At 50.2% G+C, this 26,846-nt stretch carries 2 protein-coding genes; both read left to right on the forward strand.

The window, feature by feature from the left end; translation table 11 throughout:
• The first annotated feature begins 13 nt into the window (after positions 1 to 13).
• The gene (locus BR62_RS0116380; RefSeq protein WP_032871526.1) at positions 14 to 10,549 is read left to right on the forward strand and encodes a type I polyketide synthase; all 10,536 of its coding nucleotides are present in this window, start codon (positions 14 to 16) and stop codon (positions 10,547 to 10,549) included.
• Positions 10,539 to 26,840 carry a non-ribosomal peptide synthetase gene (locus BR62_RS0116385; RefSeq protein WP_032871528.1) on the forward strand — a complete coding sequence of 5,434 codons (16,302 nt, stop codon included), beginning with the start codon at positions 10,539 to 10,541 and terminating at the stop codon, positions 26,838 to 26,840. The genes BR62_RS0116380 and BR62_RS0116385 overlap by 11 nt, the downstream gene beginning before the upstream one ends.
• The last annotated feature ends 6 nt before the right edge of the window (positions 26,841 to 26,846 follow it).

The raw sequence follows: 26,846 nt of genomic DNA on the forward strand, positions 1-26,846 counted from the left end.
GGAGTGGGAAGGAATGATATCGGAAAAAATCAATATCTCACTGGATCATCCCATCATGAAGGGCCATAAGGTCTTTGGTGAAGCGGTATTGCCCGGTCTTGCTTATATCGATTTGATTTATCAGGTTTTTCAGGAACACGGTTATGTATACAATGAGCTCGAATTGAAGCACGTTACGATTTATCAGCCTTTAACCGTCAGTGAAACGGCTGCAATCATTCTGACCATTCAATGTTCTGATAGCGGAGATGGAAAGTGGCTCATCTCCCTTTCAGGGCAGAAACAGCAAGGTGACGAGCTGTCAGACAATATACAATATGCGACGGCTGAAATGGTGAAAAGAGACGCTGTGACATTTGACGAAACCATTGATTTCGGCGATGTGAAGCAGTCAGGCAGATCTCTGAATCTTGATGACATGTATAACCGCTGCCTGGATCATGACTTGGTTCATTCCGGCATGATGAAATCGAACGGACGATTGTACGAAACAGAAGGCGGAATGCTGGCTGAGCTTTCTTGCGAAGAAGGAAAAGATTTCTTTTTATTCCATCCGGCACTTTTGGATGCGAGCGGAATCGGGGCGAGCGGTTTGCTTTCTGAAACAAACCGGCTTCATCTGCCTTTATATTATGAATCGTTCACGGCCGCCGACAGGCTGCAATCTGAGTGCACGGCGCGTATCGCCGCTTCCGGCGTCCGTCAGGAAAAAGAACTCACAACGATGACGATCGAGTACTTCAGCCGATCCGGACAAAAGGTGGCGGAGCTTAAAAACATTACGGGAAAAGCGGTTCGGTTCGAAGAAGACGAGAATACAGCCGAACAGAATCAACAGGCTGCAACTGAGCCGGAAAGCGCAGATGAAAAAGACATCATTCTGTTTTTAAAGAAGCTTTTGGCTGATAAGCTTAGGCAGCCTTGGGAGACGCTGGACGTTCTTGCAGGCTACTATGAGCTTGGGCTGGATTCATCTTCTTTGCTTGAGATTGTACAGGATATCAATAAAAAGACGGGTGCGGACCTCGCGCCCACTCTTCTCTTTGAATATACAAATATAAAAGAACTCGCAGCCTTTTTGAAAAAGACCGTTTCATTTGAATGTGCGGAACGTGCAGCCGAACCATCACGGTCTGAAGCTGAAGCGCCGGACGCGCCAGAACATCATAAAAACACCGGAGACATCGCGATTATCGGAATGGCCGGCCGCTATCCGAAAGCGAAAAGTGTGGCGGAGTTTTGGGAAAACCTGAAGGCAGGCACGGATTGCATCACTGAAGTTCCGAAGTCCCGCTGGGATTGGAAAACATATAAAAACGTAACGTCCCCGTCAGGAAAAACAGTATCAAAATGGGGCGGTTTCATTGAAGATGCCGACTGCTTCGATCCGCAGTTTTTCAGAATCTCACCGCGTGAGGCGGAAACGATGGACCCGCAGGAGCGCCTGTTTTTAGAAACATGCTGGGAAACGATTGAAGATGCGGGGTATACGCCTGAAACGCTGGGAAATAAAGGGGAAAAACAGCATCCGATCGGCGTATTTGCAGGGGTGATGCATAAAGATTATTCCTTAATCGGCGCAGAACAATTATCTGAAACTGATCCTTTTCCGGTTTCACTGAATTATGCGCAGATCGCCAACAGAGTGTCCTATTATTGTGACTTCCACGGGCCGAGCATCGCGGTGGATACCGTTTGTTCCTCATCATTGACCGCCGTCCATCTGGCCATTGAAAGCATCCGCCGCGGCGAATGTGAGGCCGCGCTTGCGGGAGGGGTGAACTTGTCGCTGCACCCGGCGAAATATCTCAGCTACGGAAGCGTGGGCATGCACTCAAGTGACGGCCGCTGCCGTACATTCGGCGAGGGCGGGGACGGCTACGTTTCCGGAGAAGGAGTCGGTGCGGTATTGCTGAAGCCGCTGGAAAAAGCCGAACAAGACGGCGACCGCATTTACGCGGTCATTAAAGGAAGCGCCGTTAACCACGTCGGGAAAGTAAGCGGAATTACCGTCCCGAATCCTGCTGCACAGGCAGAAGTCATTAAGGCCTGTCTGAAAAAAGCAGGTATCAGCCCGCGGACCGTCAGTTATGTGGAAGCCCATGGCACAGGTACTTCGTTAGGAGACCCGATTGAAATTGAAGGTCTGTCAAAAGCGTTCAGCCAAGGGACGCAGGATCAGCAATTTTGTTCCATCGGTTCGGTCAAATCAAATATCGGTCACGCAGAATCAGCGGCGGGGATCAGCGGGTTAACAAAAGCGGCGTTGCAGCTTCATCACAAAACGCTTGTCAAATCACTGCATTCTGCGGAATTAAATCCTTACCTGAAATTTGAGGAATCTCCTTTTTACGTACAGCAGCAGAATGCTCCGTGGAAGCAGCCGTCAGCTGAAGAAAACGGTAAAGTCACACATTATCCGCGCAGGGCCGGGCTCAGTTCCTTCGGTGCATCAGGTTCGAATGCCCATATCATTTTAGAAGAATACATTCAGCCTGAACAAAAAGCGCCTGCACCTGAGAACGATGCAGCAAAACTCATCCCGCTGTCAGCAAGAAATAAAGACAGGCTTCTGGCCTATGCGGAAAAACTAGCCCGATCGCTTTCAGAAAAGACGGTGCTGTCTGAACTGGCTTATACTCTTCAGACAGGACGTCAAGCAATGGAGGAGAGAGCTGTCTTCCTTGTAAATGACATCCGCGACTTGAAGCAAAAGCTGAATGATTTCGTAAAAGGAAACGAAAACATCCCCGGTCTTTGGCGCGGACAAGCCGAGCTGCCGGAACTGAGCGAAGCCGCTCCCGAGACGGACGATCCGAAACGGCTTGCCGAGTTATGGGCAGAAGGGAAAATAATAGATTGGAATAAGCTGTACGCTTCGGGTAAACCGCGTAAAACAAGCGTTCCGACTTATCCGTTTGCAAAAGAACGCTATTGGATTCCGCAGCAGAAAAAACAGGAGAAAAGCCCGTCAGGCACAGTACTGCATCCGCTTTTACAAGAAAATACGTCAGATTTTTCGCAGCAGCGCTTCACGTCTCTTTTTACGGGAGATGAATTTTTCCTATCTGACCATGTCGTCAACGGACAAAAAATACTACCGGGCGTCGCCTATTTGGAAATGGCTGCTGAGGCGGTCAAAAAGGCCGCTGTCGTGACGGAAAAAGGCCATAGCGTCACACTCAGACAGGTTGTTTGGGTCCGGCCGGTCATGATTGAAGACAAACCGAAAGAAATACATATTGCCCTTTACCCAGAAGATAATGGTGAGATTACCTATGAAATATACAGTGAGGCAGAAAACGGCGAAGATCCGGTTATTCACAGCCAGGGTGAAGCGGTCATTACCGAACCGGGAAGCGCCCAGATTGATATCGAGTCTGTCAAAACTTCCTGCAATTTAGGAATTGTGACTGCGGAAGAATGTTACGGTGCTTTTGAGAAGATCGGTCTGGATTACGGAGAGGCATACAGGGGCGTACAGCAATTGCTGATCGGAGAAGACCGATTATTGGCCCGTATTTCACTCCCAGCAGCCGTACATGACAAAAAAGAACAGTATACGCTTCACCCGAGTATGATGGACGCCGCTTTTCACGCATCCGTCGGTCTGCTTGTCCGATCGATACATGACGATGCAGACAGCCACGAGCTTTCTTTGCCGTTTGCGATGCAGGAAGTGGAAGTGTTCGGGCCGTGTCCTGAACATATCTGGTCATATATCCGGTACACAGAAGGCAGCAAAGCAGATGACAACGTAAGAAAATTTGACATTGATATGTGTGATGATGCCGGTACGGTTTATGTCCGGATGAAAGGCGCGTCCGTCCGGGCGCTTGACACAGGCCAAACAGCGGGCGGAGAAACCTCGGAGGCGCCTGTCGGCCATACGATGCTGATTCCGGCTTGGGAGCCTGTTGCGCTTGAAAAAGCCGGGGAAGCAGCGGCGGATAAGCAGACGGCAGTATTCGGCGGAACGGATTCGAGACATACGCGCATAAAAGAACATCTGCCGAACGCTTCCTATTATCCGATCAGAGGTACGGATGATATCACATCTCTTACGCACATGCTTGAAGGACAAAAAGAACTGGAGCAAATCATTTGGCTTGCTCCGCAGGCTGAGAGTGCGGACAGCCTCAAGGAACAGGAAAGAAACGTTCTTCATGTGTTCAAGCTGATGAAAGCATTACTTGCCTTAGGGTACGGAGAAAAACGTTTGGACTGGTGCATCGTCACAGCAAATGCCCAGCCGTTTTCGGATCAAGACAGCGCCGACCCGTCACAAGCCGCAGTCAGCGGACTTGCCGGAACAATGGCGAAAGAATATCCGCATTGGCATATCCGCATGATTGACACAGAAACGGACGGCAGCTGGCCGATCGAAGAGGCGCTCAGTCTTTCTGCCGGGAAAAACGGTCAAATTTGGGCGTACCGCAATCAGCAGCTGTTTGAGCGGCAGCTGATACCGCTTGACAATATGCCGAAAAACGGCACGCTGTACCAAACAGGCGGGGTTTATGCCGTGATCGGAGGCGCCGGGTATCTTGGCGAGGCATGGAGTGAATACATGATCCGCCGCTACAAAGCACGCATCATTTGGATCGGAAGAAGCACACTGAATGATTCCATACAGGCGAAACTCGACCGGCTCAGCGCATTCGGCCCGGCGCCTGAATATGTCTCCGCCGATGCCGCCGACAGTGCTTCCTTAGAGCGGGCTTATCAGTTCATAAAAGAGCGCCACACAAAAATGAACGGAATCATCCACTCGGCAATGGATCTGTCTGAGCAAAGCTTAAATAATATGAAGACAGAAGAGTTCAAATCGGTGCTGCGGGCAAAAGCCGATGTAAGTGTGTCCATGGCGGAGGTATTTGGACGGGAGCCGCTTGACTTTGCGCTCTTCTTCTCCTCGCTTGTGGCATTTATCCATAACGTGAAACAAAGCCATTATGCCGCGGGATGCGCTTTCAGTGACGCATTTGCGAAAGAACTTGATCAGACATGGAATTGTCCGGTCAAAGTGATGAATTGGGGCTATTGGGGCAACAGCGAAGCGGCTGAAGACGGGGATTTTATTCAGCTGATGGATCAGATCGGATTGGGATTAATCGAACCGGACGCTGCAATGGAGGCGCTTGAAACCCTTATGACGCTGCCGGTTGATCAGGCGGCTTTCATTCATACGACAAAACCGGTCGCAGTCGAAGGGATGAATGAAAGAGAAAAGATTTCCGTTTATCCGCCTCAGCCGCTTGTCTTTTCACAACAGCCGAAGGTCGCTCCGCCCGGCGCACGTCTTGTTAGAGAGGCTGAACATCAGGAGCTTGATGATTTTCTGTATCAGCTGTTGATCGCCCAGCTTAAAGAAGCAGACTTGCTGACGCCGCAAAGCCTTAAAGCGTATGAGCCCGAACATGAATACTTTAAAAAATGGCTCAATCAAACGATCGCTTTCCTTCTGGAACATGGCTATCTGGAAGGGAATGCGGATTCATATAAACTGTCGGCGCGAGCCGAAAACACAACCGCCGCGCTATGGCAAAAATGGGAGCGGGAAAAAGAGGAATGGCTCAATAACGCCGATACAAAAGCGATGACTGTTTTAGCCGAGACGATGCTTAAAGCACTGCCGGACATTCTGCGCGAAGACGTGCCGGCGACAGACATCATGTTCCCGCACTCTTCAATGGAACTTGTTGAAGGAATTTATAAGCACAATCAAGTCGCGGATTACTTTAACAGCGCCCTGTCAGATACATTAACGGCTTATGTGAAAGAAAACATCAGCAAACATTCAAAAGCCGAGATCCGCATACTGGAAATCGGAGCGGGCACAGGCGGCACAAGCGCAGGCATATTTGAAAAGCTTAGGCCGTATCAAAACCATATAAAAGAATACTGTTACACCGATGTATCGAAAGCTTTTCTCGTGCATGCGGAGACGGAATACGGCAAACGGAATCCTTATCTGACGTATAAGCTTTTTAACGCAGAAGCGCCGCTTGCCGGCCAGGACATAGAGCCGGGCGCATACGACATCGTCGTTGCGGCCAATGTGCTCCACGCGACGAAAGACATCCGACAGACGCTGAGAAACGCCAAAGCCGTTTTAAAAGACAACGGTTTGCTGCTCTTAAATGAAATGGCGGGAAACAGCCTGTTCCCGCATATTACTTTCGGACTGCTTGAAGGCTGGTGGCTGCATGAAGATTCTGCCCTTCGTATTCCGGGGTGCCCGGGCTTGTATCCGGAAAGCTGGAAACGCGTGTTAGAAAGTGAAGGCTGGCATTCTGTCTTCTTCCCGGCAGAAGCGGCACATGAATTAAGCCATCAGATTATAGCGGCAAAAAGCAACGGCATTGTTCGCCAAAAAACGCTTAAAGCAGGGGCCGGAAAACGGACCGCTCCGCCAAAAGCAGTACATGCGCCGGAACTTCAGGCGCAAACAACGGTGCAAAAAGGCGACACGTCTTTAACAGAAAAAAGCACCGAGTACTTGAAAACGTTAATCGGAGAAACATTAAAAATTCCGCCGGCTCAAATTGATCCGAAAGCGCCGCTTGAAAAATACGGAATTGATTCTATCGTCGTCGTACAGCTGACAAACGCGTTACGAAATGTATTGGACCAAGTCAGCAGCACTTTATTTTTTGAATATCAGACGATTGAGGCGCTCGTCGCTCACTTAATCAAGACGAAAAAAGACGCGATGATCAAACTGACGGGACAAACGCCTGTTCAGGAAGAACGGAAGGCATCACTAGAACCGCAGGCTGTACAGCCTGCTAAGCCGCTTCGCACTGACTGGCGGCGGAGGGAAAAACGGGCAGCCAAAGAGACCGTCCGGCAAAGTTCGGTTCGCGACGTGGCCATCATCGGTGTTTCAGGACGCTACCCGCAGGCAAAAACAGCGGCTGAGCTTTGGGCTAATATTAAAAAAGGAAAAAACTGCATAGAAGAAATCCCGCGGGAACGCTGGAACTGGCAGGATTACTACGATGAAGAGAAAGGTAAAGAAGGCTCTATTTATACGAAATGGGGCGGCTTCATTGAGGATATGGACAAGTTTGATCCGCTGTTCTTTCAGATTTCTCCTTTGGAAGCGGAGCGAATGGACCCGCAGGAGCGATTATTTTTAGAAACGGCGTATGCGAGTATCGAGGATGCCGGCTATACGCCTGACAACCTGTGCCAAAGCAGAAAAATCGGTGTTTTTGCCGGCGCGATGAACAAAAACTACCCGACAGGCTACGGCTATTGGTCCATTGCCAACAGGGTATCTTACCTTTTTGATTTCCAAGGGCCGAGCATTGCCGTTGATACAGCCTGCTCCTCTTCTTTGACGGCCATTCATCTGGCGCTTGAGAGCATATACAGCGGTTCAAGCGAATGTGCGATTGCCGGGGGCGTAAACATAGTGACCGACCCGATCCATTATATGAATCTGTCAGTCATGAACATGCTTTCCGCAGGCGACACGTGCAAATCGTTCGGAGACCGCGCGGATGGTTTTGTCGACGGAGAAGGGGTAGGAGCGGTCGTATTAAAGCCGTTGGACCGGGCGATTGCCGACAACGATCACATTTACGGTGTGATTAAAGGAAGCACCATTAACAGCGGAGGCAAAACGAACGGATACACCGTTCCGAATCCGAATGCGCAGGCCGCCTTAATAAAAGAAGCTTTCGAAAGGGCAAACGTCCCGGCGCGCACCGTCAGTTATATTGAAGCCCACGGTACGGGGACCGCATTAGGAGATCCGATTGAAATCGCCGGATTAACGAAAGCATTTGAAGAGGATACAACAGATAAACAGTTTTGCGCCATCGGCTCCGCAAAATCAAATATCGGTCATTGTGAAAGCGCCGCGGGCATTGCGGGTCTGACAAAAATACTATTCCAGCTCAAAGACCGCCAAATTGCGCCGTCCCTGCACGCGGAACAGCTGAATCCGAATATTGATTTCGCGTATACGCCGTTTGCCGTTCAGCAGGAGCTCGGTGAGTGGAAACGTCCCGTCATCGGCGGCCAAGAGCTACCGAGAAGGGCGGGGTTAAGCAGCTTCGGCGCGGGAGGAGCAAACGCCCACCTCGTCATAGAAGAATATACGGCAGACAAAGAACCTGATGAGACGCCGGCAGATCAGCCCGCCATCATCGTCCTGTCCGCGAAAAGCAGCGAACGGCTCACTGAAAAAGCAAAACAGCTCAGAGACGCCATCCGTGAAAAAAGATACAGCGGCAGCGACCTTATGAGCATAGCCTTTACTCTTCAGACGGGCCGGGTGCCGATGGAAGAGCGTCTCGGTTTTATCGTCCATTCACTTCATGAACTTGAGGAAAAACTGAATGGATTTATCGCCGGACAAAACAGCGCCGGACTGCACCGTGACGGCACGGAAGAAAACAAACGGATGCTTGCCGTATTTTCGGCGGATGATGATCTGGAAACAATCATAGACGCTTGGATCAGCAAACGGAAATATTCTAAGCTGCTTGAGCTTTGGGTAAAAGGATTGGACATCGATTGGGCGAAATTATACGGAGACCGTCCTCCGGCCCGCATCAGCCTGCCTGCTTATCCGTTTGCGAAAGAACGCTTCTGGCATCAGCAGCCTGTACAAAGCAAGGCTGCGCCCGTTAAGGCGCCGGCTGATGAAAGTGATCCGGCGGAACAGTTTGAAGTGATGGCTTTTAGAGAAGTTCTTAAAGAACAGGCTCTGCCGGCTGCCGGAGAAAAGCAAGTCAAAACGGTGATTTCTTTCTTATCTGATCAGAAGAAGCAGCAGGAAGCCGTCTCTGTGATCAAATCGTATGACAGTGGCATTGACGTTATTTTTATCGCTCAGGGAGACCGGTATGAGGCTCTGTCCGCCGGCCGCTGCCAAGTGGTGCGGGAAGATCCGCAATCATATGTGAACGCTTTTGCGGATATTCAAAAAGAGTACGGTGAAGCTTCTGCCATTTTGTATTTATGGGCGCTTGAAGATAAAAGCTGCATCGAAGATTATTCATGTATCGTCCATATTCTCAAAGCAATGGCTGAGACCGGTCTGCAGCCGGAAAGGCTGTTATTGGCGGGGGAATATGCATCCGGTCTGGAAAGGTGCTACTTGGAATCATGGATCGGCTTTGAGCGTTCGCTCGGCATTGTTCTCCCGAAAACAAGTGTTACCGGCCACTTCAGAAAAGCCGGAGCGGCCATAACGGACTGGATGAGAACCATTTGGGACGAGCTGAAAGCTGAAACAGACCATACCGTTTTCTTGGAAGAGGGAAAACGATATGTCTATCACACCGAACCAACCGGACTAACGAAAGAAAACGGCAGGATCAGAACCGGCGGAACATATCTCATTACAGGCGGATTAGGAGGGCTCGGCTACTTATTTGCCCGCCATCTCGCCCGGAACTACCAGGCAAATGTCATTCTCACGGGGCGGTCGCCGATCAATGAAGAAAAGAAAGAAAAAATGAAAGACCTGGAAAATCTCGGCGCAGGTGTTCTTTACGCCGAAGCCGATGTTTGTGATCCGATCGGAATGGGCGACTGCATCAAGCGCGCGAAAGAACGATTCGGAGCCATTCACGGCGTCATTCATGCGGCCGGCATCGAAAGCAGAACATCCGTCTTTGAAAATGAAATCGGGAATTTCCGCAGTACGCTTGAACCGAAAATAAACGGAAGCCTGCTTCTTGACGAGTGGCTGAAAAACGAAACGCCTGATTTCATCTGCTACTTTTCATCCACATCGGCTGTTTTAGGAGATTTCGGCTGCTGTGATTATGCGGTCGCGAACAGGTTCCAAATGGCGTATGCCAACTATAAAAACGAACAATCAGAAAGCGGAAACGCTTTTGTCATCAACTGGCCGGTCTGGAAAAACGGCGGAATGGCCGTCGGCGGTGAAGAGACGACGGGCATGTACCTGAAATCAAGCGGCCAGCGCCTGTTAGAAACAGATGAAGGCATTGAGCTATTTGAGCGCGTCATTTCTCAAGACAACACCCAGTGCCTTGTCATTGCCGGCGAAAGAAGCCGTGCCGAACGATTTTTAGGCATACGGCGGGACGATTCATCAAAACCGGATGCGCTTTTGGAAACCGTGAGCCGCCGCATCCCGGAAGAAAGCGCAGAAAAACGGCTCGAAGCGGATTTGAAAGAGCTGATACACAGTCTGCTGAAAATATCGAAAGATAAACTCGTCCTGCATAAAAACTGGGCGGAATTCGGATTTGATTCCATCTATTTAGCCAAATTTGCCGCTCTTTTGACGAGTCATTACGGCATTGAAGTCACTCCGGCGTTATTTTACAGCTATGCCACGCTCGGAGACGTCATTAGCTATTACTTGACAGAACACAAAGAAACGATCGAAACGTTTTACAGAACGGAAGAAACCGAAACAGAAGCCGCCGCTCCGGATAACAAGGAGTATACGGATCAGGAGATCATCGCCATGATGAAACAGGTCTCTGAGGGGACATTAGATTTTAAAAGAGTGCAAGACATCATAGAAGGGAGTAAGACCTATGAATCATAAAGAACTTCTCGATGCCTACAGATCAGGAACGCTCACCATCGCTGAAGTAGAACAAAAGCTTCAGGCTTTCAAGCGGACAACTGCAAAACGTCCGCTTTCTGAAGGCCAGAAAGGTTTGTGGATGCTTCAGAAAATGTTTCCGGAGATGAGCGCATATAACATTCCGTTATGCTTTCGTTTTCAAAAGCTGGATATCGAGACATTCAAAAACGCCCTTTTGTCCGTGCAGCGCCAGCACCCTATTTTGACCAGTGTGATAAAAGAGGAAAACGGCCTTCCGTATCAGATAGAAGATACGGATCGGCATTTTCCGATTGAAGAAATGGATCTTTCTGAATTAAGCGGGCGTGATGCGCTTACGTTTATTAAAGAAAAAGCAAAAGAACCGTTCGCGCTTGAAACCGGGCCGCTCCTGCGTGTTCAAGTATTCCGGCGGGCGAAGCGGGAGCCGATTGTGTTAATCACCATTCACCATATCATTTTTGACGGCGTCTCTCTTATGACGTTTATGTCGGCGCTGCTGGACGCTTATGCAAAAGCAAGCGAAGGCAAAGAACCTGTCATGCTTCAGCAGGCCGCAGATTATCATGACTTTGTGAAATGGGAAAAAGAGCTGCTGGAAAGCGAAGCGGGAAAAACGCATCTCTCTTATTGGAAAAAGCAGCTGGAAGGACCGCTGCCGGTGCTTGAGCTTCCGTCGGATTATCCGAGATCATCGGTTCAAACTTGCAAAGGGCAGGCGTATCAGCGCTTGCTTCCTGATGAACTGAACCGGCAGATTAAAGTTTGCGCCCAAAAAAATAATGTCAATGAATCCGTTGTGTATCTCGCTATTTTCAAAGGACTGCTCTATCAATATACGAATCAGGAAGATGTCATCGTCGGCATGCCGACGATGGGGCGTTCTGAGGCTCAATTTGAGTCTGTCATCGGATACTTTATTAATATGATCGCGGTCAGAAGCAGGGAGACGGGCGTCAAATCTTTTACGTCGTTTTTGAAGGAGCTGCAGCTGACACTGGCAGAAGGGCTGGACCATGCCGCGTATCCGTTTCCCGCGCTTGTCAAAGAATTGAAGACGGAACGCTCGCCCGCGGTGTCGCCTGTTTTTCAAACCGCGTTTTTCTATCAAAACTTCTTCCGGACAGAAGGAGCGGAAAAGCTGGCGGAACTATATCAATCACTCGGCATTGAAATGATAGAAGACATTCATCAGGAAGGCGAATTTGAGCTTGCGCTTGAAGTCTATAAAAAAGAAACGGGAACCGTCCTGCAATTTCTGTACAACCCGGATGTCTACAGCCCTTCTTTCATCGAACGAATGGCGGAGCATTATGTGAAACTGGCAGAAAAGGTGCTTTCTGATCCGGAGATCGCTTTTGAAGCCTGTTCCGGCCTGCTCAATCAAAAACGGGATGAAAGCCGTTCATCCCATCAGCCGAATGAGCGCTGCATTCATGAAGTGTTTGCGGAAAAAGCCGGACGCCACCCTGACAGAGAGGCCGTCACATTCGGTGAAAACAGTCTTACATATCGCGAATTAGATGAACGAAGCACGGCGCTCGCTGTGTACCTGCAAGAAAAGGGCGTCACACCGGAATGCCCGGTCGGCATTTGTACGGAGCGTTCTTTTGAGATGGTCATCGGCATCCTCGCCATTTTAAAAGCGGGAGGCGCGTATGTACCGCTGGACCCGGCTTTTCCAAACGAACGGATGGCCCACGTGTTGACTGACAGCGGCGTGTCAATCGTATTAACGCAGGAAAAGACGCGCGGCATGATTGAACAGTTGGCCATCGGCGGTGTAAGCACGGTGGAAATTGAAAACAGCGGACGTTCTGTCAGCGGGGCTAAACTGACGCCGCGTTCAAAACCGCATCATCTCGCTTATATTCTATATACGTCCGGAAGCACGGGAAAACCGAAAGGCGTCATGGTTGAGCACAGAGCCATCATGAATACGCTGCAGTTTTTGGAAGCTGAGTATCCGGTCGCACAAGAGGATGCCTATCTGTTAAAAACGAATTACGTATTTGACGTTTCGATTTCTGAATTATTCGGCTGGTTTATCGGAAACGGACGGCTTGTCATTTTGCCGCCTGGTGCAGAAAAAAATCCGCAGCTTTGCATGGAATATATCCAAACCCACCAGGTCACGCATCTGAATTTTGCGCCCGCCGTGTTTAATGTATTTCTGGAAACGGTAAAGCGGCATACGGCATTTACAGAAGACGGCCCTGTGAAATATGTGATGGTGGCCGGAGAGGCGTTTCCGAAAGATTTAGTTAAAAAGTCAGTTTCCATCTTCAAACATGCCAGAATTGAAAACATATACGGCCCGACGGAAACATCCATTTATGCCGCTTACTACAGCTGCGGCCAAAAGGAAATCACAAGCAGGAATACGCCGATCGGGAAACCGATTCAAAATACACGGCTTTATATCGTCGATGAAAAGCTCAGCCCCGTCCCTGACGGTGTGGCCGGCGAGCTTTGCGTAGCCGGCGCCGGTCTGGCCAGAGGCTATTACAATCAGCCTGAGCTGACGGCGGCATCATTTATTGATAATCCGTTTAGTGAAGGAGAAAAACTTTACAAGACAGGCGATTTGGCCAGATGGCTGCCTGACGGAAATATAGAATATGCCGGCCGGATTGACAGTCAGGTGAAAATTCGCGGCTTCCGCATCGAATTGGGAGCGATTGAAACGAAACTGAGCGAACATCCGGATATCCTTGACCAGGCGGTTGTGGTTCAGGAAAAGAACGGACATAAAAAGCTGATTGCTTATTATACGGCCCGCTCCGGTCATACGGCAGACGAAAAAGCGCTCCGCAACCATCTTTTATCGAGTCTGCCGGATTATATGGCGCCTGCCCATTTTATCCGTCTGGATGCGCTGCCGTTAACACCGAGCGGAAAAGTGAACCGCAAAGACCTAAAACAGCGCAAGGTAATCGTTCACCGGTCTGAAAAGACGGGCAGACTGCCGTTATCAGAAGCGGAAGCGAAAGTGACCGCAATATGGGAAGACCTGCTGAATACGGCGGGCATCAAAATCGAAGACGGCTTTTTCGATGTGGGAGGCGACTCGCTTCTGGCTGTTGCAGCAGCAGAACGCATTAAACAGGAGCTGGAATGCGATTTTACCGTCACCAATTTATTCGAACACTCTACCATTCAGGCGATCAGCCGATTTATTGTTGAAACAAAACAGGCGGCTGAATCAGAGGCGCCCGGCCAAGATGAGAGAGAAAGAGAACAAACACCGCAAAACGGGGTGCCGTCTTACTTTGATGACAGTGTGGCGATAGTGGGGATCTCCTGCCAGTTCCCCGGCGCGAAAAACCATCATGAGTTTTGGAAGCAGTTAAGAGAAGGAAAGGAAAGCGTCCGGTTCTACTCGGAAGAAGAACTTCGGGAAGCCGGCGTGCCTGAAGATTTGATCGATAATCCCGACTATGTGCCGGCATTATCGACGATAGAAGGAAAAGATCTCTTTGACCCTGAGTTCTTTCACATTTCTCCGAAAGACGCAGAATTTATGGATCCTCAGCTTCGGCTTCTGCTGCTTCATTCTTGGAAAGCCGTCGAGGATGCGGGATATGTATCGAAAGAGATTCCGAAGACAAGCGTATATATGTCGGCAAGCAATAATTCGTATCGGTCGCTTTTGCCGGAAAAAACGACAGAAGGCCATGAATCTCCCGACGGCTATGTGTCATGGGTGTTAGCGCAGAGCGGCACGATTCCGACGATGGTTTCCCATAAGCTCGGATTAAAAGGGCCAAGCTATTTCGTTCATTCCAATTGCTCATCATCATTAGTCGGTCTTTATTCAGCCTATAGAAGTATAACGAGCGGAGAATCGGAATACGCGCTCGTCGGCGGAGCAACTCTGCATGCAGCGAGCGGCATCGGCTATGTGCACCAAAACGGATTGAATTTTTCAAGCGACGGGCATGTCAAAGCATTTGACGCTTCAGCCGACGGTATGGCGGGCGGAGAAGGAGCGGCCGTCATTCTGCTGAAAAAGGCGTCACAAGCCGTTCAGGACGGAGATCACATATACGCCATGCTCAGAGGCATCGGTCTGAACAATGACGGAGCGGATAAAGTCGGTTTTTACGCACCGAGTGTAAAAGGTCAGACTGACGTCATCCAGCATGTTTTAGACAGCACGAATATTCACCCGGAGACGATTTCCTATATCGAAGCGCACGGCACAGGAACGACATTGGGTGATCCGATTGAAATGTCCGCGCTGCAGCAAGTGTATAAACGTTACACGGACCGGGAGCAGTATTGCGGGATCGGCTCCGTAAAAACGAATATCGGACATTTGGATACAGCAGCAGGTCTGGCCGGGTGCATCAAAGTCGCCATGAGTTTATATCATCGGGAGCTGGCGCCTACCATTAATTACACGTCACCGAATCCGAATATCAAATTCAGCGGTTCGCCGTTTTATGTGGCGGATAAGAGAAAACCGCTGCCGGAGAGAGAGACGCCGCACCGCGCAGCGTTAAGCTCATTCGGACTCGGAGGAACAAACGCACACGCCATTTTTGAACAGTATGAAAACAAAACGATCAGCGGATCAAATGACGGACAGCCGCCTTATATCGTTCCGCTGTCAGCGAGAAATAAGCAGCGTCTTACTGCCTATGCATCTTGTTTATCCGGCTTTCTGGATGAAGCCGAAAACGATGTTTCCTTGCATGATCTGGCATTTACGTATCAGACCGGACGTGAAGCGATGGAAGAGAGAGCCGTTTTTATCAGTCATGATCGTCACGATTTGAAGCGTCAGCTGCAGGATTTCATCAACGGCAATGACCAAAACATCTTACGGGGCGAAAAAGTGAGAAGCAGAGAAGTGTCAGCTCAGGAGATGGAAGAGCTTGCGGCATGTCAGACACGGGATGAAAAGCTGAAAGCACTCGCGGCGCTCTGGCTTGAAGGAGCGCGTGTCGATTGGGGCTTATTGTATCCGGATTCCGCGCCGCAAAGAATCAGTGCGCCGACCTACCCGTTCGCAGAGGAGCGCTTCTGGCCGGAAGAAACCGTGAAGCAAACGGATACCAAGCTTTTGCATCCGCTGGTACATCAGAATACATCCGTCTTGCAGGAGCAGCGGTTCAGTTCGGAATTCACGGGAAAAGAGTATTTTATTGCCGAGCATATCATTAAAGGAATGGCGATCGTGCCGGCTGCCGTTACCCTTGAGATGGCACGGGCCGCGGCGGAGAAAAGCATCGGCGGGGCAACAGAGGAATCTCTGGGCCTGCGCTTAAAGAATATTGTATGGGTCCGTCCGGTGATAGCCGATCAGGAGGCTGTCCGTGTCCATATCGGACTTTATGAAGAAGAGGACGGACAGATTCAATACAGAATGTACGGGGATAACGATTCTATCGGTGAAGAAGCTCCTCTTTATAATCAGGGCATCGCTGAAATCATCCGGAAGGAACCGGAGGAAGCAGCGGATATTGAGCAGCTGAAGCGCCGGTGCACACAGGGAACAATCGAATCTCAAGCGTTTTACAAAGGAATGATCGGTGCTGATTACGGGCCGGGTTACAAAGGGGTGCAGCTTGTATACAAAGGCGAAGACCGGCTGCTTGCTAAATTGAAGCTTCCTGAATCCGTCTCTCATACAAAAGCTGATTATATCCTTCATCCGAGTATGATGGACGGTGCGCTTCAGGCCGCCGAATATTTGCAAAACGTGACGAGAGCGCTGCTTGCAGAAAGCGGGGAACCATTCAAAGCCGCATTGCCGTTTGCTTTAGAGGAGCTGGACGTTCTGAATCAGTGCGCTGATGATATGTGGGTGCACGTCACATTCAGTGCGAACAATAAAGCCGGCGATCCTATCCAAAAAGCCGATATTGATTTATATGACAATAACGGCGGGCTTTGTGTGCGGATGAGAGGTTTCTCAACACGGATCATGGAAGAAAACGCGGGTGCCGGCGTTTCGGTCAGCCGTACGGACACATTGCTAGCTGAACCGGTCTGGAAAGAGCAGCCGGAACCGGCCGATCACGAGCCTTCGTATGAAGAGCATATTATTTTCCTTTGTGAGTACGATGAAGCCGTAAAACAAGCTGTCGAAGCAAAGCTTGAACATGCAAGCGTCATTATCTTGGACGATCGTCCCGCATCTATTGCAGAGCGGTATCATTCTTATGCGGGCCAGCTGTTTGACCATATTAAAACCATAATGAAAAGCAAGCTGAAGGGCCGCGTTCTATTTCAGGCTGTTACGCGGTCAGCAGGCTTACAGCGGGTGTTCTCAGGCATTACCGGCCTCTTCAAAACCGCATGCCTTGAACATTCCAAGCTGATCTGTCAAATGATCGAAGCCGAGGAGAAAGAAAGTGCTGAAGGCATAGCGGAAAAAGCGTCCGAAAACCGTATGCATGCCGAAAGCGTCCATGTGAAATATGAAAACGGCAAGCGCTTTGCCGCTGATTGGGAAGAGATGGATATTTCTCAAGCGGAGCCGGACATTCCGTGGAAAGACGAAGGCGTTTATCTCATTACAGGAGGTGCGGGAGGTTTAGGTCTGATCTTTGCAAAAGAGATCGCAAACCGTACAAAAGACGCCGTCATCATACTAACCGGCCGGTCCGCTCTCAGAGAAAAGCAGATAGACATGCTGGAAACAGTACGTGCTGCCGGCGCTTCTGTTTTCTACGAGCAGACCGATGTCACGGACGAAGCAGAAGTATACCGATTGATCCGCAATATCCGCAAACGGCATGGCAGGCTGGACGGGATTGTTCACAGTGCCGGCATTACAAAAGACAACTACATGGTGAAGAAGACGGCAGAGGAATACCAACACGTTCTCGCTCCGAAAGTGAAGGGCCTTGTGTATCTTGATGAAGCGTCACAACAGGAGAAATTAGATGTCTTTATTGTCTTTTCATCCTTATCAGGTGTGCTTGGAAGCGTCGGCCAGGCTGATTATGCGTCTGCAAATGTCTTTATGGAGATGTATGCCGAGTACCGCCGTTCTTTACAAGCCGCAGGACAAAGATACGGAAAGACGCTTTCTGTCAGCTGGCCGTTATGGAAAGAAGGCGGAATGCAGGCAGGAAAGCAGACGGAAGATATGCTGATGCAGGAGGCGGGAATCGCACCGCTCGGCACAGATGCCGGCATCAAGGCTTTATATCAAGGCTTGATGAGCGGGACAGCCCGGATGACGGTTGTTGAAGGAGATGTGAAACACATGAAAGCAAAACTGTTCCGCAAAGAGAATGGTCATCCGGAAGCAGAGACCGGCGTACGTCATGACATTGATGCTGACAGCCTGCTTGAAAAAGTGAAGCATCTGTTAAAACAGCAGACGGCCTCACTGTTAAAAGTAAACATTGACAAAATTGATCCTCATGAAGAAATGACAAAATACGGGCTGGATTCCATCTCGATGACTGAGTTTACGAACCAGTTAAACAAAACGTACCGGCTTACGTTAACGCCGACGATTTTCTTTGATCATCCGACAATCCATGAATTTGCCGTTCATTTAATCAGTGAATACGAAGAGGAATTTGCCGGACGGTTTGCGGTAAATACAAAAACGGTTCAATCGGCAAGACCGGTAAAAGAGACTCAAATCACGCGCCCGGCCGTTAAGCGACGACGCACTCTGCCTGAGACACTTCCGCAGACAGTGCAGCGGGGCCAAGGGCCGGAACCGATCGCAATCGTAGGCATCAGCGGGATTTTCCCGATGGCAGAAGACATTGAAGCTTTCTGGCAGAACCTGAAAGAAGGCAAAGACTGCATGACCGAGATTCCGAAAGACCGCTGGGACTGGCGGGACTATTACGGGGATCCCGCAAAAGAAGCCAATAAAACAAACGTCAACCAAGGCGGGTTTATTGACGGAATTGCTGAATTTGATCCATTATTTTTCGGGATTTCACCCCGGGAAGCGGAGCAAATGGACCCTCAGCAGCGCCTCTTGCTGACGTACGCGTGGAAAGCGATCGAAGATGCCGGGTATGCGTCAAAGAGTCTCTCAGGCACAAAAACAGGTGTGTTTATCGGGACCGGAAATACCGGCTACGGTTCTCTTTTAGCCAATGCCGATGCGGAGATTGAAGGGTCATCCGCGGCGAATACAAGTCCGTCTGTCGGACCGAACCGTGTCAGCTATACGCTCAATCTGCACGGGCCGAGCGAGCCGATTGATACCGCCTGCTCAAGCTCACTCGTTGCCATACACCATGCCGTTTCTTCAATTGAAGAAGGAACGTGCGACATGGCTTTGGCGGGAGGAATCAATACGATTGTTCTTCCGGATGTGTATATCAGCTTTGATAAAGCGGGCGCGCTGAGTAAAGAAGGAAGATGCAAAACGTTCTCTGATCAGGCTGACGGTTTTGCCCATGGTGAAGGAGCCGGTCTCTTTTTCCTCAAAAAGCTGAAAGCCGCTGAGGCGGATGGGGACCATATTTACGGCGTCATTAAAGGAAGCGCGGTGAATCACGGCGGCCGCGCGGCATCTTTAACAACGCCTAACCCGAAACAACAGGCGGAAGTCATTAAAGCCGCATACAAAAAAGCGGGCATTGATCCGAAAACAGTCTCTTATATCGAAGCGCACGGCACCGGAACAGAACTGGGAGATCCCCTTGAAGTTAACGGACTGAAACAAGCGTTCAGCTCGTTTGCAGACGGAAAAGAGAAAGCGGCCGGCTATTGCGGCTTAGGGTCGGTCAAAACGAATATCGGCCATTTATCCCTTGCCGCGGGAGCAGCGGGCATTATTAAAATTTTGCTGCAGATGAAGCATCGGACACTAGTAAAAAGTCTCCACTGTGAGACGGTAAATCCGTACATTCAGCTTGAAGACAGCCCGTTTTATCTGGTGCGGGAGACAATGGAATGGAAGACGCAGACGGACGAACGCGGAAGCGAACAGCCTCGCCGCGCGGGCATCAGCTCATTCGGCATCGGAGGCGTAAATGCCCACGTCGTCATCGAAGAATACATTCCAGAAGACAGAGAGGAAGCAGATGATTCTCATATCGACCCATGTCTTTTCGTTCTGTCCGCCAAAAATGAAAAACGCCTGAAAGAGCAGGCAAAACAGCTGAAACGTGCGCTTACTGAAAAACGGTACGATCAATCCTCCCTCGTTTCTATGGCATATACCCTCCAAATCGGAAGGGACGCCATGGAAGAACGTCTGGCGGTTATTGCCGGATCTGCAGAAGAACTGCAGGAAAAACTGTCACAGTTTATCACTGGAGATAAGCACGCGGACTTGTACAGAGGAAGAATAGACAAAGGCACGCTGCAAATGCTGACGGAAGATGAAGAAATTCAAGAAGCCGTTGAAAAATGGATGGCACGCGGCAAATACGCGAAGCTGCTTGAATTATGGGTCAAAGGGCTGAACGTCGATTGGGCGAAGCTGTATGGAGACCGGCCGCCTAAACGCATGAGCCTGCCATCGTATCCTTTTGCAAAAGACCGCTATTGGGCGGCAAAAAGCACCGGAAAACACGAAAAAACAAGCACTGTATCTGCCGGAAAACAAGACGCGCTTCATCCGCTTCTGCACAGAAATACTTCAAACCTTGCAGAACAGCGGTTCAGTTCAATCTATACAGGAAAAGAATTTTACCTTGCGGACCATGTTGTAAAAGGCGTACCGATTTTACCGGGAGTGGCACATCTTGAAATGGCGCGCGCAGCAATGGAACAGGCATCTGAAGTTCCGGCCGGACAAGGAAGCGTCAAGCTTAAGAATACGGTTTGGGTGCGGCCGATCACCATTGAAGACGAGCCGGTTCATGTCAACATCCGTCTCATTCCTGAAACGGCAAATGACGTTCAATTCGACATTTACAGCGGCCGGGAAACAGATCAGCCGTCCGTTTACAGCCAAGGGGCAGTATCAGTCCGCCCTGACGCCGAGGCTCCGGTCATTGATCTCCAAAAGCTGAGATCACAATCCGCCGAGACACCGTTTTCTGCAGATGAAGTGTACGATATGTACCGCAAAATCGGTTTTGATTACGGCCCGGCTTTCCGGGGTGTCAAAGCGATTTATACAGGTGATGATTTCGTATTGGGCAGACTGTCACTTGATGCGGCTTGTGCGGGCACAGTACAGGAGTATGTCATGCATCCGGGCTTAATGGACTCTGCATTGCAGGCATCAAGCATATTAACCGGAACAAATGATGAAAAACTGATGCTTCCGTTTGCGGTTCAGGAGCTTGAAGTATTCAGCGCATGCGCTGCCGAGATGTGGGTTTACGCCAGACTTTCTGAAGACCACAAAGCCGGCCAGATTGAAAAACGCGATCTTGATATTTGTGATGAAAACGGCAAGGTGTGCGTAAGGCTGAAAGGTTTGTCATTCAGAATGGCTGAAAAAGAACCTGAGAAAAAAGAAAAAGCTCCGGGAACGCTCATGCTTGAGCCGGTATGGACCCGAAGCGATGAAACCGCCGTTCAAACGGAACCGGTTTTTGCCCGGCATATCGTGTTGCTTTGTGACACAGAGGCCGGATTGAAACAAGCCGTTGAAGCCGCGGGAGCTGCATGTATTGAAATGACCTCCCAGCACGGGAAAGCGGCGGCGCGCTTCCGTGATTATACAGGACGGATATTGGAGACGCTGCAAAAACTGCTGAAGGAAGAGACGGATGGAGACGTCTTCATCCAGACGGTTCTCTCTAAAACAGATAAGCATCAGCTGCTCTCAGGCATTTCAGCTTTGTTAAAAACAGCCGGCCTGGAACATAAAAAACTGAAAACCCAGCTGATTGAAATAGAACCGGCGGAAAACGGCAGAATCACAGACATCATCAGAGAAAATAAAACACGGGCTGATGACAGCCATATCAAATATGAAAACGGCATCCGATACAGCGCAGATGTCAAAGAAACGGCCGTGTCCGGCGGCAAAATACGCATTCCGTGGAACGACGGAGGCATTTATCTCATTACCGGAGGAGCCGGGGGCTTAGGCTTTATTTTCGCGAAAGAAATCGCCCGCAAAGTCAAAGAGCCGATACTGGTTTTGACAGGCCGTTCCGCATTAAGCGAGAATCAGCGGATGCAGCTGCAATCGCTTGAATCACTCGGAGCAAAAGCGGAATACAGGCAGGCTGACGTAACAAACGCTCAAACTGCGGCAGACCTGGTCAAAACAATTGAGACGGAATATGGCGGCCTTCACGGCATCATTCATAGCGCGGGTGTGATGAAAGATCAATATATCGCAAAGAAAACAACCGAAGAGTTTTACAGTGTATTGGCTCCTAAAACGGACGGATTTGTCAACCTTGATGAAGCAACCGAGCATTTAGCGCTGGACTTTTTCATCGTTTTCTCATCCATTTCCGGCGTCACCGGGAATGCGGGACAGGCGGATTATGCGGCGGCAAACGCATTTATGGACAGCTATGCGGCATACCGCAACGCGCTGGTTACCGCAATGTACCGCCACGGTCACACATTGTCGGTCAATTGGCCGCTTTGGAAAAACGGCGGAATGCAAGTCAATGAAGAAATGGCGAAGCTCACCGAAAAAAGAACCGGCGTAACGCCGATGCGCACTGAGGCCGGAATAGAAGCTCTTTACAAAGCATGGAGCATGGGGAAAACAAGCGTGCTCGTCATGGAAGGAAACCGCGCCGTAATGCGGGAAAAGCTGCTTCAAAAGACTCCTGCAGCCGCTTTTGCACCGGTTAAGAAAACGGATGAAACGTCTGCGCCGAAAGACCTGACGGCAAAACTTCAGGAATTGCTGGCAAAAGAGGTTTCCGGGCTTCTGAAAATAAACATTGAAGAAATCGATATCGAATTGGAGTTCAATCAATACGGATTTGATTCCATTACGCTGACGGAATTCGCCAACAAGCTGAATGACACTTATCAGCTTGATCTGACACCGACCGTATTTTTTGAATATGCGACGATTCAAGCCTTGGCGCATCATTTAGCAGAAGACTATCAAACACAATTTGCCGGCAGCACACAGCCGAAAGAAGAAAAACAAAGCGGTGTAACAGATGATGGCGGCATCAGACTGGCAGGGAACAAACGATTTGCAAAAACTGCCGTACAGCCTGTTCAGACGGCGGCTGAATATAAACCGGAACCGATCGCCATTGTCGGCATGAGCGGAGTGTTTCCGAAGGCCGCAAATATTGATGAGTATTGGCGCAACTTAGAAGAAGGAAAAGACTGTATAACAGAGGTGCCGGCGGATCGCTGGGACTGGCGTGAGTATTACGGTGACCCGCTTAATGAAGCCAACAAAACAAATGTAAAGTGGGGCGGATTTATTGACGGAGTTGCGGATTTTGATCCGCTGTTCTTCGGAATTTCACCGCTGGAAGCCGAACAGATGGATCCCCAGCAGCGCTTGTTAATGATGTATGCGTGGAAGGCGATAGAAGATGCGGGATATTCCGCTAAAAGCCTTTCCGGCACGAAAACAGGCCTGTATATCGGCACGGGGAATACCGGATACGGCTCACTGTTTTCCGACTTGGATATCGGCGGTGCGTCAGCCGCAAATATGAGTCCGTCAGCGGGACCGAACCGCGTCAGCTATATGCTTAATCTGCACGGGCCGAGTGAACCGATCGACACGGCTTGTTCCAGCTCGCTGGTCGCGATTCATCACGCCGTATGCGCCATTGAAAACGGGAACTGCGATATGGCGATCGCCGGCGGCGTGAATACCGTCGTCACTCCGCAAGGCCACATTGCTTATGACAAAGCGGGGGCGCTGAGCAAAGAAGGGAAATGTAAAACATTCTCCGACAGGGCGGACGGATTTGCCGTCAGTGAAGGTGCCGGAATTCTGTTTTTGAAAAAGCTGTCAGAAGCGGAAAAAGCGGGCGATCATATTTACGGCGTCATTAAAGGCAGCGCGGTCAACCACGGCGGACGCGCGAACTCCTTGACGACACCGAACCCGAAAGCCCAGGCGGAAGTCGTCAGAACGGCTTATGACAAAGCCGGCATTGATCCGAGAACCGTCACTTATATAGAAGCACACGGAACCGGAACGGAGCTTGGCGATCCGGTCGAAATCAACGGCCTGAAATCCGCCTTTCAAAAGCTGTACGAAAAAACAGGCGATTCCGCCGTTTACGCGAGTCACTGCGGTCTGGGTTCGGCCAAAACCAATATCGGCCACCTGTCACTGGCAGCCGGTGTCGCGGGTGTGATCAAAGTGCTGATGCAGATGAAGCATAAAACACTTGCAAAAAGCCTCCACAGCGAGGTCATCAACCCGTATATCAAGCTGAAAGACAGTCCGTTTTACATCGTACAGGAAAAAAGAGAATGGACGGCATTGAAAGACGAAAACGGCAATCATCTGCCGCGCCGTGCGGGAATCAGTTCTTTCGGCATCGGCGGCGTAAACGCCCATGTCGTCATTGAAGAATATATCCCGAAGGTAGAAAGAAAAACAGCTGTTTTCACACACCCTCAAATCTTTGTGCTGTCGGCCAAAGAAGAAGAGCGTCTGCAGGAACAGGCGCAGCAGCTGGTGCAAGCTTCTTTTACGGATGCGGATCTTGCGGATGTTGCTTACACGCTTCAGCAGGGACGTGATGCGATGGAAGAAAGAGCGGCCATTATCGCTTCCTCGGCCGAAGAACTTCGGGACAAGCTAAAGAGCTGTGCGAAAGGACGTTATGATATAGCGGGCATTTATAAAGGAAAAGCGGGTAAAACCTCCCTGAAATCCATTCTGGCAGGTGCAAACGGCGAGGCGGATATCGAAGAGCTGATAAGCCGCCGAGAGAATGACAAGCTTGCGGAATTATGGGTGCAGGGCGCGGATATCAAATGGGACGGCCTATATTCTGATATCAAGCCTCAACGGATGAGTCTTCCTGCTTACCCGTTTGCGAAAGAGCGGTACTGGATCACGGACAATCGGCCGAAAGCAGAGAAACCGCAAGCTGTGCCGACGTCGCGGGTGCTGCACCCGCTGCTTCACGAAAATGTATCAGATTTAACAGAGCAGCGGTACCGATCCGAATTTACGGGACAAGAGACGATTTTCACCGATCATCTTATTAAGGGCAAGCCGGTTATGCCGGGCGTTGCCTACTTGGAAATGGCTAGGGCGGCGGTTGCTCAGGCAGTCAAAGGGCAAAAGGAACGTCCATCTGTCACCCGTCTGAAAAACATCGTTTGGGTTCGGCCGATCGAAGCGGGAAACCGCCCGATTGAAGCGCAGATCAGCCTGAACCCGAGGGAAAACGGTGAAATCGTGTATGACATTTACACGGATTCACAAACAGAAGCAAGCGGCAGGCAGATACACTGTCAGGGCGCTGCCGGCATTCTCAGCGCCGGGGAGGCTCCGCACCGTGATATAGGCGCACTGAAAGCTCAATGCGGCCTCAGTATACTGACTTCTGAACAGTGTTACGGCTTATTCAGCAAAATCGGCATTGACTACGGTCCCGGACAACAAGGAATTCAGCAGATTCATATCGGAAGCAATCAAGCGTTGGCTGAGCTCCGGCTGCCTTCCTTCCTCGAAGAAACGGCAGATCAATACGTTCTTCACCCGTGTATGCTTGATTCAGCTTTGCAAGCGACAATCGGTCTGAAGCTGCACGCAGATGATAACCAGCTGTCACTGCCGTTCGCCCTTGAGGAACTGGACATTTTCAGTCCGTGCACGACAAGTATGTGGGCGTATGTCAGCTCCCGGGGAACGGATGAAAAAATACAGCGTATGGACATTGACTTATGCGATGAGACCGGCCGGGTCTGTGTCAGAATTAAAGGGATTTCTTCCAGAATGATGGAAGGCCCCGCACCGGAAACATCATTAAATGGAGCAAACCTTCTGGCTCCGGTGTGGGATCTCGCGGAATTCCGTGATCAAAGCCCGGCATATAAGACGGAAGAGGTTGTCTTTATCGCGGGGGATGAGGAAAGCGCGGCTTTTCAATTGCATCATCCTTCTGCGAAACGGCTTCATATCAACCCGGAGGATGAAATAGAGGCTGTTGCGGCTGAACTGAAAGCAACAGGGTCTTTCGGGCATATCGTATGGATCGCTCCTTTTCACAGCGCTGATGACATGGTAAAAGCTCAGGATGCGGGCGTCATCCAGATGTACAGAGTGATTAAGGCCATGCTTGCTTTAGGATATGGAGGCAAGCGAATCAGCTTGACTGCAGTCACAATAAAAACACAGTCCGTACAGCCGGCGGACATTATTGATCCGGCTCATGCAGGCATTCACGGTTTGGTCGGCTCGCTCGCAAAAGAGTATCCGAACTGGCAAACAAGGCTGATTGATGCCGGATGTCCGGAAGATGTTTCAAAGGCGGAGCTGTTCTCAGCGCCGTTTGATGAGCAAGGCAATACATGGGCGTACCGGAACAATCACTGGTACAAACAGCGCCTTATTCCTGTACAGCAGCCGGTGTCAAGCCGGCCCGCCTACCAAAAAGGCGGCGTTTATGTCGTCATCGGCGGCGCGGGGGGCATCGGCGAGGCATGGAGCGAATATGCCGTGAAAACATATCAGGCGCGAGTCGTTTGGATCGGCAGACGAAAACATAACAGCGCCATTCAGGAAAAAATCGACAGACTCAGCCAATTCGGCCCGGCGCCGATTTATATTGAAGCTGACGCGGCAAATCCGAATGAGCTCACACGGGCGTATGAAACGATCAAACGCACGCACCCGCAAATTAACGGAATCATCCATTCCGCAATTGTTTTAGAGGATCAGAGCCTGGCAAATATGCCGGAAAGCCGTTTGAAAAGCGTGCTCGCTGCGAAAGTCAATGTCAGCGTGAATATGGCCCGCGTGTTCCAAAATGAGCCGCTGGACTTTGCTTTGTTCTTCTCATCTGTTCAATCATTTGCACGAGCGGCCGGACAAAGCAATTATGCTGCCGGATGCAGTTTCAAAGATGCCTTTGCCGCTCATTTGGCTCAAGTTCGGCCGTATTCGGCGGCAGTGATGAATTGGAGCTACTGGGGCAGTGTCGGAATCGTATCATCTGCCGACTATCAAGAACGGATGAAACAGGCGGGAGTCGGATCAATTGAAGCACCGGAAGCAATGGCGGCGCTTGAACGATTGCTCGGCGGCCCGTTGAATCAGTTCGTCATGATGAAACAGGCGGAAGAGCCGGAGGAAAAACCGGAAGAAATGATAGAAGTATACCCTGAACATCACGGCTCGGCGATGCAAAAACTGCGAAGCTATCAGCCTAAAGTAACAAGACATGTACAACAATTGAGTTAAGGAGGA

This window comes from Bacillus sp. UNC69MF (assembly GCF_000746035.1).
GTDB lineage: Bacteria > Bacillota > Bacilli > Bacillales > Bacillaceae > Bacillus > Bacillus velezensis.

Coding starts and splice junctions, on each gene's coding strand:
- BR62_RS0116380 (WP_032871526.1), top strand. CDS start 14: ATGATATCGGAAAAAATCAATATCTCACTGGATCATCCCATCATGAAG.
- BR62_RS0116385 (WP_032871528.1), top strand. CDS start 10,539: ATGAATCATAAAGAACTTCTCGATGCCTACAGATCAGGAACGCTCACC.